The following is a 13717-nucleotide window of genomic DNA, read 5'->3' on the forward strand; positions in this document are numbered from 1 at the left end:
CAGCATTATCTCAACGATGTGGATGGGTGAAGCGCTCCTCGTAGAGGATTGCAAACTGGTTCATGGCAGCCTTCCAGTCATGCGTTGAACTGCCCCACTTCCCGGTGATGTTGCGCAGGGCCAGCCACAGCAGCTTGGTCGCCGCTTCATCGCTGGGGAAGTGACCCCGCGTCTTGATGATCTTGCGCAGTTGGGCGTTGACGCTCTCGATCGCGTTGGTCGTGTAGATGATCTTGCGGATCGCCGGCGGGAACGTAAAGAACGGGATCACCTGGTCCCACGCGCGACGCCAGGACGCGGCGATCGGGGTGTACCGCTTGCCCCATTCCCCTTGCTCGAAGGCCGCCAGCTCGGCCAGCGCAGCCTCCACGGTGGGCGCGGTGTACACGGGCTTGAGCGCCGCAGCCACGGCCCGGCGCTCCTTCCAACTGGCGTACTCCAAACTGTTCCGGATCAGATGCACGATGCAGGTCTGCAGCGTGGTGTTCGGGAACACCGCGGCCAGGGCCTGTTCCATGCCCTTAAGACCATCGGTCACCGCGATCAGTATGTCCCGGGTGCCACGGGTCTTCAGGTCGTTGAACACCTTCATCCAGAACTTGGCACCTTCGGTGGTCTCGATCCACAGGCCCAGGATGTCGCGCGTGCCGTCCGGCAGCACGCCCAAGGCCAGGTAGACGGCCTTGTTGCGCACCACGCCGTCCTCACGCATCTTGACCCGCAGCGCGTCGAAGAACACGACCGGATACATCACCTCAAGCGGGCGGGCCTGCCAGGCAGTGACTTCGTCCATCACTGCATCGGTCACCGAGCTGATGAACTCGGGCGAGACCTCGGTGCCGTACTGTTCGGCCAGAAACGCCTGGATCTCGCGCACGGTCATGCCACGGGCGTACATGGCGATGATCTTGTCGTCGAACCCGGTGAAGCGCCGTTCGTGCTTGGGAATCAGGATCGGATCGAAGCTGCCATCGCGGTCGCGCGGGATGTCCACCCTCAGCGGGCCATCCTCGGTCAGGACGGTCTTGGCGCTCTTGCCGTTGCGCTGGTTGGCCGTGCCGGCCGGGCGCTCCGCGCCCGGCTGGTAGCCCAGGTGATGGCCGAGCTCGGCGCCCAAGGCGCGCTCGATCAGGGCCTTCTTGAACGCCATCGAGGCGTCCTGAACCGCCTCGGCGGTCATGGGGCCCTTCACGAAATGGGCGATCAGGTCCTCGGGAATGGCCGGCAGCTCACGGTCTGCGGCTTGGCTGGTTTTCGTCTTGCGTGGCATACATGCTCCTTATCGACATGTTATGCCCTAAACACAAAATTTCTGACAGGTCCCACGTCGCGCAGTGATGCGACGTGGCCGGAATTGCTATTTCCCAGAGGAGGAACGCTCGCGCAGAGCAGCAAAATGCTGGCATAAAAGTGAATCAAAAAGTGGTCGGCAAATTTGGAATCTATTGCGTAAAACACCCTACGATATTTTGATCTTTGAATCCATTCTTTGCCGCGCGTTCCTGCACCGAAGAACGTCGACATCTGCCAGGGCTCGATTTTCTCCGTCCAAATGCCCACAAAGCGGGTCTGGCGATCATAGAGTTGCTGCTCGATACCGTTGCCGCCCAAGGTAAGCCCTCTTCGCCGTACCCAACGATACGAACGAGCGCATCCTTGAGCCAGAAACCTTGCGCATATGCGTCGGTGCCCCACACTCGCGGTTACACTCGAATCCGAGGCCGCTGGCCATCGAATGTCCGTTAGCGTGGCGAATGCCGACGTTTGAGCGCCCGAGTAATCGCGCGGGCCAACGACGCTTCATGGCCGATATGCGTCAGCCCACGGGACAGACCAACCAACTCTGTACCAGCCCCAAAAAAATAACCGCAGCCGAAGCTGCGGTTATCCCACCCCACCGGAGCAACACCCCCGGCCACATCAGCTTCCCCACTCATTCCACCGGACAAATCTCCGCCGCCGTTCGATCAAACTTCGCCTTGATCATCTCCACCAGGCACCGGATACCAAAGCAAGCATCCGAACATTCGCTTTCCACTTCCAACAGCGCCAGCACCCTGTCCAATCCAGCACTGATGCAATCCATGGATTCCCGAAATTCTTCCGGAATAGCGGCCAACACGGTTTGTTGTTTCGACGCAGTTTGTTCCTGCATTGCGAGCTCCTATCACAGTTGGAAGACCCGCCTGATACCTGCATTAAAAGGGTGGCGGGCCTGACAGCGGGGGTACCAATACCGGCTCATTCACAGAGTAGTCCGGCCAGCCTTGCGGCTGCCCCGCCCGGCCCGCCATTAACTGAGGGATGTGGGCGTACGACTGTGGCCGCTTGAGACGGCCATCTGGAATGAGATCCGGGTTGGTACACCCGATCACCGTTGTTTCGGTGATGGCTCTAGTGTTCCCATCTCTGTCGTCTGTGGCGATCAGACGATTCGCAATCTTCCGGCGCTTCGTTGTTAGGCAGTTACCTAGCGAATCCTGTCGAACCCACCAGCGGCCCAGCGCTCGGCGCTGTCGCGCGTCAGCCGAAAGTCGGGCCGCACCTTCACAGTCGCCAGCACATCGCCGAAGGAATCCTCAGCCGTGAGCGTGCCGAAGGGCTCGAATTCATCCGGCGTAATGACGAGCTTCACCATCACAGTGCCGGATTCAGACTCGATACTGACCTGCTTGTTGAGCTGCGCATGCAATTGCTGCTCATGCCGCCGGATAACCTCTGAAGCGGTCTTGACCAGCGTCTGGTGGGCGGTGGCATCCAGCGGCTTGGGATCGACCTTGTTTCGCCCCATGGTCCAGGGCCCGACCAGCGCGGGCTCGGCGCTGCCGTCGCGGATCATTTCTACTGCCCAGCCGTCGCCGTCTTCGTTCTTGATGACGCGGGCGGTCCAGCCCTTGTCGCGCCAGAGGCGGGGTTCGTGGATGGCGGTGAATTCGTGCTCCGGCAGAGCGTCGTCGGTGTGGTGCATCAATCTCGTGGTACGGGTCGGGGAACCCGCGAGGATACTATAGGGGCCGGAGGAGAGGGCAGGCGGTGGCATACCGACACGCGTCAATTCCTCGATGCTCCGGCCCTCACCCCAGCCCTACCCAGGAACCATCGCTAACCCATTGTTTTTGCTGGCACCAGATCAAGGCCAGGTTTCTGCGCGAGCTTGCGTAGCACGCGTTGCTCGGACTGCGCGGTACGGGTCTGGTAGTAGCGCAGACCGTGTTCGACGTAGTCCGAGCCTTTGACCATAGTCTGCCAGAACAAGGCAGCGAGCTTGCGCGCGAGCGCTTTGTTGGCGATGAGGCCGCCGCGGCGGGCCTTGAGGCGGCGATAGAAGCCGCCCAGGGCCTTGTCAACGCTGTTGGCCAGGCTACGGGCCATGGTGCAGAACAGTTGGCCGGTACGGTTGCGGTGGCGCGATTGCTGGGAGCGGCGCTTGCCGCTCTGGTGGGAGCCCGGCGCGAGCCCGGTCCAGGCGGTGAAGTGCTTGGCGGTGGGCCACCGGCTCAGATCGGTGCCGACCTCACCGATCACGAGCAGCAGCGAGTAGTCGGCGAGCCCCGGCAGTTGGGTGGGATCATTGCCGCCACACAGCTGCAGCAGCATGCGGTGCAGGCCGTCGATCTTGGGCGTATGCGTGCCGCCCGGCTTGGCCGGCGAGGCCGGGTCGTCGTCGCGGGGTGGACCGCTTAGTGCGCGTAGCACCTGTTCGATGGCGCGATCGCATTCGCTGATCTGGCTTTGGTAGTGCTGCCAGCTGTGTAAGGCCTGGCGCAGGGCAAACAGGTGTTCGTCCTTCCACATGCCGCGTAGCGATTCCTTGACCCGATCGCCCTTGTGCTTGCGGATTTGTGCGTCGCATAGCGTCAGCAGGTCAGCGGGGTCGCGCCGGCCAGCCAGGATGGCGTCGATGACCTTGAGCCCGCTGACGCCGGTGAGGTCGCTGATGACCGCATGGAACTTGACGTTCATGCGCTCGAGCGCCTTTTGCATGTGCTGCACGTGGCTGGCCGCCAGCGTGATGTGATCTTGGCGCAAGCGCAGATAGTCCTGCAGTTGCCGGATTTCGGCCGGGGGCACGAAGCCGGAGTGCAGCAGGCCGTGCGCATGCAGTGTGGCCAGCCACTGGCAGTCGGCCATATCGGTCTTGCGTCCGGGCAGGTTGCGCACCTGCCGGCCATTGACCACCAGGACCGTGATGCCGGCGGCCTCCAGCGCACCGTACAGGCACAGCCAGTACACGCCGGTCGCCTCCATGGCAACTGAGCGCACGCCTTGGTCCCGCAGCCAGTCGATCAGCGTCGACACGTCTTGGGTCATGGTGCCAAAGACCCGCGGCGTGTCACCCGCGATGGACACGTGCAACTTCTCGCTGCCCACGTCGATGCCGGTGGCCCGGTCATCCAATACCGGTAGCGTTTTCATCTGCGGCCTCCTCTTCTTGGGAAGGATCGGCGCCAACGTGCCCGGCAGACACAAAAATGGAAACAAACCTACCCAGCGGGAAGCTAACGACGCTCACCAATCAAGCCCAATGCTGTCTGCCGGAGCCAGTCTCTCCCACGGGCAACAAGAAGTGCACCAGAGGGGACGCGGCCACACTGCGCGTCAAGGCCGAGTATCAACCACTATACGACCGGTTCCTGGGGCAAGCCGGCATGGGCCGCATGCGGGGGACTCTCCCGCAAGCGGGAGAGGGAGCGCGCCATTGGTTTGTCTGGAGTCTGTAGCACTTGCCAGCCGTTGGCGAATGGTGGACAGGTTTAGCCGCGGCCTGCTAGCGCCGGGTGAACATCGACTTCCTGATAATGGCGTGCACGCCCCAGTTGCCATTGACCACCTGCGTGATACCAAAATCCACCGCAACGGAGATCAGCGCGACCGCCTCGTCTTCACTCAGCCCCTTGACCGACATAAGGAAGCGGCGTGTCTTGCGGAAGGCGTCGCGCATGGCGTCGTCTAGGGTGGACTTCAGGTAGATGTGGCTCTGCGCCATCTGGCCCAGTTCAGCCAGGTGGTTCGGCGAGCTGAAGCCATGCAGAATCCATTCGTCGGCGGTTTCCACCAGCGGGTAGCTCAGGTCGGCGAAGGGAGCGTCGCGGTCGATCATGGTGCTCTTGTGCAGGATGAGCTGGAAGTCACCGGTGAGTGAGCATTCGATGGCCGTGCCGCACAGCTCGGAGTCTCCCTGGGAGGCATGGGGATCGCCAATCGACAGCAGGGCGCCCGGCACGGCTACCCTGAGATAGACGCTGGCGCCCCGGGTGACGCGCCAGTTGTCCAGGTTGCCGGCGAAGCTGGAGGGCGGGATGGAGTCGATCAGGCCGTCCTGCGCCGGCGCCACGGCGATGACGCCGAAGTGGGGGCGGACCGGTATCTCGATATCACGCAGCACGTCGTAGTTCTTGACGATGGTGTCGTGGTCGACTGGCACGCCGGGATAGTCGATGGTCGGGTGCAGCACGCCGAACGGATCGCGCTGCGGCGTCCAGCGGAAGTTGTAGACCGCGCGCGCACGGCTGTCGGCACGTTCGCAATCGATCTCGAAGACGGTGACCACTTCGCGCTCGCGCGGCTCGGTCAGCATGTCGCGATAGTGAAAGCCCCACCAGGTCGCGGCGTTGCTGCCGAAGGCCCTGCCGGCAAAGCGCGGGTTGCAGCACGGACGCGGGCGCACGTCGAGGATGCGCACCTCCAGCACATCGCCGGGCATGGCGCCGCGCACCGCGACCGGGCCGGTGCAGATATGCACGCCAAAGCCTTCGCCGGCGCCGCGGCCATAGACCGAGGCGTCGATGGGGCCCGCGCCGCGCCGGTTGACGTTCTTCTGCTCTGCGGTCCAGTGAAAGACGCTTTCTGCGCCGGCGTCGCCTTCGATCATGCGTTCCCGGTCGTCAGAGGCGTGCTGCGTCAGTGTTTCGATGGTGACGGTGTCGCCGGGCATGACCTCGAGCACGGGGGGCAGGTCGTGGCTGAGATAGCCCCAGTGCACGGTCTTGTCCGTGGCCTGCAGCCAGTGGTGTCGGCCTTCCGGGCGGGCGGCATGCGAGCGCGCCTGGGTGATGGGGACGATGGTAGGCGCCGGTTGCAGGCGCGCAGCAGGGACATCGTTCGCGGGCGCGCCAGGACTGGCGGGAGCACGTTTCGCATGGGCCGGAAGCCCGCGGGAGACATTCTGCGGTGGGCGATGCTCGGGCGTGTTCGCCGTCTGCTCACGGTAGGCGCGGGGCGAGAGCCCGAACTGTTCGCGAAACGCGTGGCTGAAGTGCGAAGGGTCGTTGAAGCCCCAGCGATAACAGATGTCGGAGACCGAGAGCTTGTCGTACTGGTGATTCGCCAGGTCGGCCCGGCATCGCTCAAGCCGGCTGGTGCGCAGGTAGGCGGAAAAGCTGCTGCCGGATTTCTCGAAGAGCTTCTGCAGGTAGCGGGCCGACATGCGCTCGTCCGCGGCGATGGCGGCGAGGCTGAGTTCCGGCTCGGCAAGGCGTGCGTCGATGCGGCTGCAGACGCGCGCAAAGACGGCCGCGCGCGAGGGCGTCATGTCCGGCGGTGCGATGGGCTGGCTGTCGGCCAGCGCGGCGTCAAGGCAGGCGGTGATGGTGTTGTCGAAGGGCTGGATGGCCTTGGCGTTTGCGGACACGATGGTGTCGAAGCTGGCCGCCATGGACTGGAGCAGGCGGGCAAACAGTTCCGCCGAGTCGCCGCTCAGTACCAGCGCGGAGCGAGGCAAGGGGGCCGTGATGCGTGCGCTGAGCAATGCCTGGCCGATATGCACGATCAGCATCCGGAAGCTGGTAGCAAGGGCCAGCATGCGGGCGGCGTGTGCCGGCACGCAGACCACCTGCCCCGGCCGCAGCGGTTCACGCAGTTCCGGCGCAGCGAGGTGCGCTTCGCCTTCGGTCAGCATCACCAGCATCAGGCCGCGGCCATCGCCGCTGGTGATGGCCAGCGTCTGGGGGACCGACGCAATGCAGGTCAGCTCGATGCCCGCGGGGGTGGTCCGGGACTGGATCGTGCCGTGCAGGGTGTGATCGGCGCACAGGCTTTCGCAATGCAGGCGTGCGGCGCGGAGTTCGTCACGCCAGGCTGCGCCGCGTCGGTTGCGTGGATAGGCTTCGGTGGAAAAACGCAAAAGGTGCAATTGAACCTCCCTGGCATCACGCTGCAACAGCGAAAACGGGCGGACATTGCTGTCCGCCGCGCATCCAAAGCACTACTTGCGAAGTCCAGGCCATCCGCTAGCCGAACAGCAACTGCCCCCGCATCGCGGCCACCAGTACGAACCCCGCAAACGTGCCAAAGATGGCGAAGATCCCGCCGAGCACGTTCGGGGCCGGTATCGGCGCACGTACCGCAGTGTAGATAACGCCAGTCACCAAGCCAACGGCTGCGGCCTGCAGCTCGGTGCTGCCCAATGCAATTTCGAGCATGTCATTCCCCAATCTCATGAATTGCGCGTGATTCAGCGGCTTTCCGGCGGTCGTCCGAAGGCGATGGTCCTGCGCCACGCGTGCACGATCAGATAGCCGATGTAGGTGAAGAGGATGGCGCAGATCCCGCCGGTGACGTTTGGCGCGGGGATCGGCAGGTTCAGCCAGGAATACAGGGTGCCGGTGACCAGGCCGACGATCAGTGCAACCAGCTCGTTGCGTCCTATGTAGACGTATTGCATGTGGTTCTCTCCCTTGGTGTTGCGTTGATGGCTCAGCCCTTGTCCTTGGGCGGAAAGATCGAACGCGGCATGGTGCAATGGATGCCCTGGGTGCCATCGACGACCTGCGTCACGCCGAAGTCAGCCGAGACGCTCATGAGCGAATAGGCATCGTCGCGCGAGAGTCCCTGTTGCTCGGTCAGCAGGTGGATCATGTCGCGGGCCGCGTTCTTGCCGGCTTCATCCAGGTCCTCGTGGAAGCCATGGACGACCCAGCAATCCGGCGTTTCCAGCAGCGGCGACGGGAAGTGGAAATCCTTGCGCAGGACCACCTGGAACAGGACGTTCAATGAGGCCTCGATGGCGGTGCCGCTGACTTCGCCGTCGCCTTGCGAGATATGCGGGTCGCCGATCGAGAACAGCGCGCCGTCGACCTGGACCGGGTAGTACATGGTGGCGCCCGCGCCGATGCGCCAGTTGTCGATATTGCCGCCATGCAGGCCGGGCTCGACGGTGGTGACGCGACCGCGCGCGTCGGGCGCGACGCCAGCGGTGCCCAGGTGCGGGCGCACGGGAACGCGTACGCCGGCCAGCGCGGGCTGCCGGCAGCATTCCCGGTCATCCACGAGCTTGCCGGGGATGGTCATCTTGCCGGGGTAGTCGAAGGCGTACAGGGCATGCGCGGTGTTGGAGCGCTGGTCCAGCTCATAGATGGTGACCCGCTCCTTCTCGAACTCTTTGTACAGCTGGCCCCAGTGGGCCGCGGCATTCGCCCCGAAACGGAAGCGCGGAATCATCTGCAGGTAGCGCACCTCCAGCACGTCGCCGGGCTTGGCGTCTTCGACATAGATGGGGCCGGTCATGATGTGCACGCCGGGGTTGCGGTCGTCGTGGGGAATCGCCCGGAAGATCTCGCGAATGGCGTCATCCATCATCAGGTCGGGGGCATCGCCGGCATGGTGGGTCACCGCTTCGGCGCGAATGAGGTCGCCGCTTTTCACGGTCAGGGCGGGCGCCTTGGCGGCATCGAAGTAGCCCCAGTGGACGGTCTCGGGGCGGGCGGGCAGGTCGTGCAGCATGTTGTCTCCATTGTTTTTTGCAGCCGTATCCGCAGCCGTTCACCCGGTGAGCGGCTGGATTGATTGAGGTAATCAGGGACACTGGCTATGCGTGATGCTCATGAACCGCCGCGATTGAGAACGGCGGTTCGTGGCCAGGCAGGGTATGCCTGGTACCGCACGGCAGTCCTTCACGCGCCGCGCGGTGAGTCAATACTAGGAAGAGGGCGTTGCGGGGGAGTAGGGCGATTCACCCCAAACTCTTGTGTTGCTGCGTACTAAGGTAAACCCTCTCAGGCGACAGCCTCAGTTCATTGCGCCTCGGGCCATTTCCCCTTGCGGGGAAAGCGCATATCGAACTCGGTGAACACGTGTTCCTCGGAGCGGCAGCTGATGCTTGCCCCCCAGCTGTTCAGCACCTTCTGGCAAAACGCCAGTCCGATGCCGGTGCCGCGATGCGCCGGGTAAGAGAAGAAGGGCTGGAACATCCGGGCCAGCACTTGCGGCGGCACGCCCGTGGCGGTGTCGCGGAACACCACATGGACGGCGTCGGGCCGGACCTCGCAGCGGATATGGATGGTGCCCTTGCCGGCCCGCTTGGTCGCTTCCAGCGCGTTCTTCAGCAAGTTGGTCGTGACCAGCCCGAACAACTGGGCGTTGCCCATCACATAAGCGGGGCCAGGCAGGTCGACGGTGACCAGTTCCAGGTCGCTCTGCTCGAACGGAAACCGGCCGACAGCGTCGCGGATCACACCGCCCAGTTCGAACAGCTCCTGCGTGGCGTTGTCCGGGTTCTTGGAGTTGGCGACCAGCAGTTCAATGCTGTTGCTGATATGGGCCAGGTCTGACTCCATCCGGGCCACGGCCTGCATCAGACCGTCGCGCAGCGGCGTGTCCTGGTCCAGGGCGGCCGGCAGCCGTGCCTTGAGGCCCCTGGCAGTCATGGCCAGGCTGGTCAGCGGCGTGCGCAGTTCGTGCGCGACGGTGGCCAGCGCGGCGGCCATCCCGCGCCGTTTCTGTTCGGCCAGCAGCTGGCGGTCCATCTTGATCACCACCAGCACCGCGATGACAAAGCCGATCACCGGCAACTGCAGCAGTACCGGCTCCCACGGGATTCCGCCCATGGAGTTGCCCGCCAGCACGAACAGCGCGATGGCTGCGGCGGCCCCTGAGAACAAGGCAATGGTCGCGAACGCGGTGTTGAAGTGATACAGGATCACCACCGCGATGATGACCGATTCGGCCCACACCATGGAGCCGCCATTCTCCAGGTAGAAGAAGATGAAGGCGAACGGCAGGCCTACGGTAATGGCAAAGAGCGCATAGGGTGGCAGCCAGCGCCGGTCCGAGAAGGCGGAGGCGAACAGCAGCGGCACGAACAGCGCGGTGCAGACCAGGCGCAGCCAGAGGTTTTCATAGGGCTGCGGGAAGATGTAGGACCAGATCACGTAGTACAGCGGGTGACCGATCACGCCCAGCGCGCCCACCATCTGGATCCGGCGTAGCCGGATGACGCTCTCCTCGTCCAGCAGGGTGGCCCGCGCGGCGGTCTCGAACACGGTCTGCCACGCATGGCGGGCGACGCCGGCAAGTGAGGTGCGGCCGTCTTCCGCTTGCGCTACCTTTGCATCCATCTCCAGGACTACTCCTCGCGGGAACCTGCCAGCGGCCCGCTTGTGGGATTTTGAGACTTGCGCCGGGCCCGGCGCGTCGAGGACCACTCATCCAGCCGGACTTCGTCGCGGATGCTGGCGAGCACGCTGACCAGGCGGTCGATTTCATTGGCGGCAAGTTTCGCATGCAGCGTAAGTCGCATCAATGCCCGATTCTTCGGTGTTGCTGGCGCACAGAATACCGCGCCGAAGATCCCGCGGCTCTGCAACGCATCGCGCAGCACCTTGACTTGCGGCTCGGTTCCCGCCTCCAGGCCGATGATCTGCTCGGAGCCTTCGCCGATGTTGTAGCCCAGTTCGGCAATCGCAGCCCGGGTGTCGCGGGTGATGGCGTGCAGGCGCGCACGGCGCTCATCCGCCGTGGCGACGAAATCCGTCACGGCATCGAACCACGCAACCTCATGGCGCAGCAGCCCGGAACTGAAAATGGCCGGCCGGGACTCAACCGCGAAGAAGTTCTTGAAATCGGTCGAACACGCAACATAGCCGGCGCGGCCGGCGAACGCCTTGGCCAGCGAGGCCGTGCGGAAGTGTACGCGCTCAGACAGCCCGAGCGCGCGCACCAGGCCGCCGCCAGACGGCCCATGGGTGCCGAGCGAGTGCGACTCGTCCACCACCAGCACGCAGCCCGACGCCTCTGCCAGTTCCACATAGTCCTCCAGCGGCGCCACGCTGCCCGTGGTGCTGTAGACCGAGTCCACCATGATCACTCCCGGCCCGAAGCGCTCAAGCTGGCGGCGCACGTGCTCGCAATCGTTGTGGCGCACCGGCACGGCCTGCGCGCCCGCGGCGATGATGCCCTCCCACAAGGAGGCATGCCCGTTCATGTCGATATAGACCGGAATGCCGGGGCCGGCAATGCACTGCACCAGGCCGACGTTGGCGGCCCAGCCGGACTGGGCGATCAGCCCGTCCTCGGCCTGCATCAGGTCTGCGATCTTGCGCTCGACCCGCCGCTGAGGGGTGTCGCCGTGCTGGAACACGGACGACATCAGCAACTCCGGCTCTTCATTGAGGAAGGCCCGCGCCTGCGCCTGTACCAGCGAGGATTCGCCAAGCAGGCAGAGATAGTCGTTGCTGCTCAGGTGCAACGCATCGGGCCCGGGCGTGCGTCCGTGAAGCAAATGATCGCCGCCCCAGAGCTTGCCCATCCGCTCGTCGAAATGTTGTGCCATCCGCGCCGTGATCCATGGCGGCAGCGTGGGGGCTTTGGCGCGGGAGGCGTGGCGCATCGAGTGCGGAGGCTCGGCTTCGGAGAACATCGGCTTTCCTTCTACAGGTCGGGTAATAGTGAGATCGGTGGCAAGGCTCTGCATGGCGGGGGCGGCAACAGATGCCGTCCGCGCGCGAGGCGGCCGCACCCAGTCCTTCCGGCGAGGTGCCATTGCTGACAAGTCGGGAGAGTCCTGTTGACGTAGCGACCACTGTGCCAGCCTTAATCAGCGATTGTGACCGGACTTCCACCAATCCAACGTCTGTTTGGAGTGGGGGTGCCGGGTTGAGACAGCCGCGTCGTGGCCACATCCTTCGCTAGTCGATTGGCCGATTTCTCACTAAAAAATGCCTTTACCATCACTTATGTGATGCTTGCGCTACCTGTTGCGCCGATCCTTGAGCCCCGGACCGGGCGTGGCTTGCGCTTGGCGGGACCTAGTCAGGCCCGGGACTGCCGAATGCTCATCATCAGTCTTGGTGAAGAACGCCCTTTTTGCACGCCCTGTTTCCAGGCAGGCGGCTGCGGCAGCGCGCCATAGCCAGGAATCGGGGCAACATGGGATTTGGCACCGAGGGCGGGAAACAAGGGGCTGCCTGGTACGCAGGTTGCGGCCGGCGGCGCTCGCCGCCAGCGTGGGGTGTCTGGCGGCGTGTGGGGGAGGGGGTGGCGGTGGCTTTGGAGAGGGGGGCGCTGCCCATGGCGCTTCCAGGCTGGTGCCTTTGGCGTTCAGGTACAGGGCAGCAGCGTGCTGCGCGTGTTCACCTACGCGCCGGGCCTGCCGGTGCCGGCGCGCTCGGCGGCGCTTGTGTCGGGGGCGTCTTACGCCTGGCCTGCTTTGTCGGTCTGGTACTCGGACTTCTCATAGTCGAAGGTGCCTTTGCGCGAGGCGCCATGCGCTAGCGCATGGCACCCATGCTATCGGCATGAACTCAAGCCGCGCTACCACCAACCAGCGCCGCCCCCCGCGCCTCCATCGTCCTGCGCGCAATATTGAGCTGGTGGATCTGCGTCGTGCCCTCATACAGCCGGAACAGCCGCACATCGCGATAGAAGCGCTCGGCCACGGTGCGCGCCATATACCCGCTGCCGCCGAATACCTGCACCGCGCGGTCGGCCACGCGGCCGGCCATCTCAGAGGCGAACAGCTTGCACATCGACGCCTCCATGGTCACGTCCTCGCCGGCGTCGCGCTTGCGCGCGGTGTCGAGCACCAGCGCGCGGGCGGCGTGCAGTTCCGTATTGCTGTCGGCAATCATCTGCTGCACCAGCTGGTAGTCCGCGATCGGCTTGCCGAACTGCCGGCGCTGCGCCGCGTAGCGGACCATCTCGTCGACCAGCCGGATGGCGGGCCCCACGCACAAACCGGCCAGGTTGATGCGCTGCTTGTTCAGCGCCTTCATCGCTGTCTTGAAGCCGACATTGGGTTTGCCGCCGACGATGGCGCTGGCCGTTACGCGGCAGTCCTTCAGGTAGACATCGCCGACCGGCGAGCCGTGCTGTCCCATCTTGCGTTCCGGTTCGCTGGTGCTGAGGCCGGGGGTGCCGCGCTCGATCAGGAAGGCGCTGATGCCATGGGCGCCCGGCGTATCGGGATCGGTGCGGGCGAACACGGTGAACAGGTCCGCGATCGGGGCATTGGTGATAAAGCACTTGCTGCCGTTCAGCACGTAGTGATCGCCGTCCTGGCGTGCGGTGGTTTGCAGCGACGTCGCATCGGAGCCGGCTTCGGGCTCGGTCAGCGCAAAGCAGCCGGTCACCTTGCCGGAGGCCAGTTGCGGCAGATAGCGCTGTCGCTGTGCTTCGGTGCCGTCGGCCACCAGCGATTCGGAGGCGATGCCGGTATTGCCGCCGAAGCGGGCACGGAACACGGTGGCGGCCTGCGAGACCTCGATGTTCACCAGCGCCAGTTCCTCGGTGGTCAGCCCTGCGCCGCCGTACGCTTCGGGGATGCTGTGGCCGAACAGGCCGAGGCGGCGCATCTGCTCGACCACGGGCTCGGGTATCACGTCGGTGCGATCGATCTCCGCCTCGAGGGGAATGCAGGTTTCGAGCACGAAGCGGCGGATATCGGCCAGCAGCGCTTGCTGGCGGGCGGAGTCGCGGATCATGGAAGGTTTCCGGTTGATTG

12 protein-coding genes are annotated in these 13717 nt (G+C 64.4%); all 12 read right to left on the bottom strand.

Annotation, left to right across the window (positions count from 1 at the left end; all coding sequences use genetic code 11):
• Positions 1–10: 10 nt before the first annotated feature.
• On the bottom strand, positions 11–1270 hold the full coding sequence (locus tag KB879_RS19870; RefSeq protein WP_211979453.1) for an IS256 family transposase: 1260 nt from the start codon (positions 1268–1270) through the stop codon (positions 11–13).
• Positions 1271–1290: 20 nt separating this feature from the next.
• On the bottom strand, positions 1291–1611 hold the full coding sequence (locus tag KB879_RS19875; protein WP_211979648.1) for a hypothetical protein: 321 nt from the start codon (positions 1609–1611) through the stop codon (positions 1291–1293).
• A gap of 322 nt (positions 1612–1933) precedes the next feature.
• A complete protein-coding gene (locus KB879_RS19880) occupies positions 1934–2155 on the bottom strand; it encodes a DUF1484 family protein (protein WP_211979649.1) in 222 nt (73 codons plus the stop codon).
• Positions 2156–2470: 315 nt separating this feature from the next.
• The gene (locus KB879_RS19885) at positions 2471–2968 is read right to left on the bottom strand and encodes a hypothetical protein (RefSeq protein WP_013952132.1); all 498 of its coding nucleotides are present in this window, start codon (positions 2966–2968) and stop codon (positions 2471–2473) included.
• Positions 2969–3102: 134 nt separating this feature from the next.
• The gene (locus tag KB879_RS19890; RefSeq protein WP_211979650.1) at positions 3103–4416 is read right to left on the bottom strand and encodes an IS110 family transposase; all 1314 of its coding nucleotides are present in this window, start codon (positions 4414–4416) and stop codon (positions 3103–3105) included.
• Positions 4417–4768: 352 nt separating this feature from the next.
• Positions 4769–7132, bottom strand: a complete 2364-nt coding sequence (locus KB879_RS19895) for an acetamidase/formamidase family protein (protein ID WP_211979651.1) — start codon at positions 7130–7132, stop codon at positions 4769–4771.
• Between the two features lie 97 nt (positions 7133–7229).
• Positions 7230–7421, bottom strand: coding sequence for a DUF1427 family protein (locus KB879_RS19900; protein WP_013952134.1), 192 nt, complete (start codon positions 7419–7421; stop codon positions 7230–7232).
• Between the two features lie 32 nt (positions 7422–7453).
• Entirely contained in the window at positions 7454–7663 is a 210-nt protein-coding gene (locus KB879_RS19905) for a XapX domain-containing protein (RefSeq protein ID WP_010812532.1), read from the bottom strand.
• Between the two features lie 32 nt (positions 7664–7695).
• Entirely contained in the window at positions 7696–8721 is a 1026-nt protein-coding gene (locus tag KB879_RS19910; protein ID WP_013952135.1) for an acetamidase/formamidase family protein, read from the bottom strand.
• Between the two features lie 290 nt (positions 8722–9011).
• Positions 9012–10334: a HAMP domain-containing sensor histidine kinase gene (locus KB879_RS19915; protein ID WP_013952136.1), complete on the bottom strand. Its 1323-nt coding sequence runs from the start codon at positions 10332–10334 to the stop codon at positions 9012–9014.
• Positions 10335–10342: 8 nt separating this feature from the next.
• The gene (cqsA, locus tag KB879_RS19920) at positions 10343–11635 is read right to left on the bottom strand and encodes an alpha-hydroxyketone-type quorum-sensing autoinducer synthase (RefSeq protein WP_211979652.1); all 1293 of its coding nucleotides are present in this window, start codon (positions 11633–11635) and stop codon (positions 10343–10345) included.
• Positions 11636–12518: 883 nt separating this feature from the next.
• Positions 12519–13697, bottom strand: a complete 1179-nt coding sequence (locus tag KB879_RS19925) for an acyl-CoA dehydrogenase family protein (RefSeq protein WP_153954769.1) — start codon at positions 13695–13697, stop codon at positions 12519–12521.
• Between the last annotated feature and the right edge of the window lie 20 nt (positions 13698–13717).

Source organism: Cupriavidus sp. KK10, from assembly GCF_018223725.1.
Classification (GTDB): Bacteria; Pseudomonadota; Gammaproteobacteria; order Burkholderiales; family Burkholderiaceae; genus Cupriavidus; species Cupriavidus necator.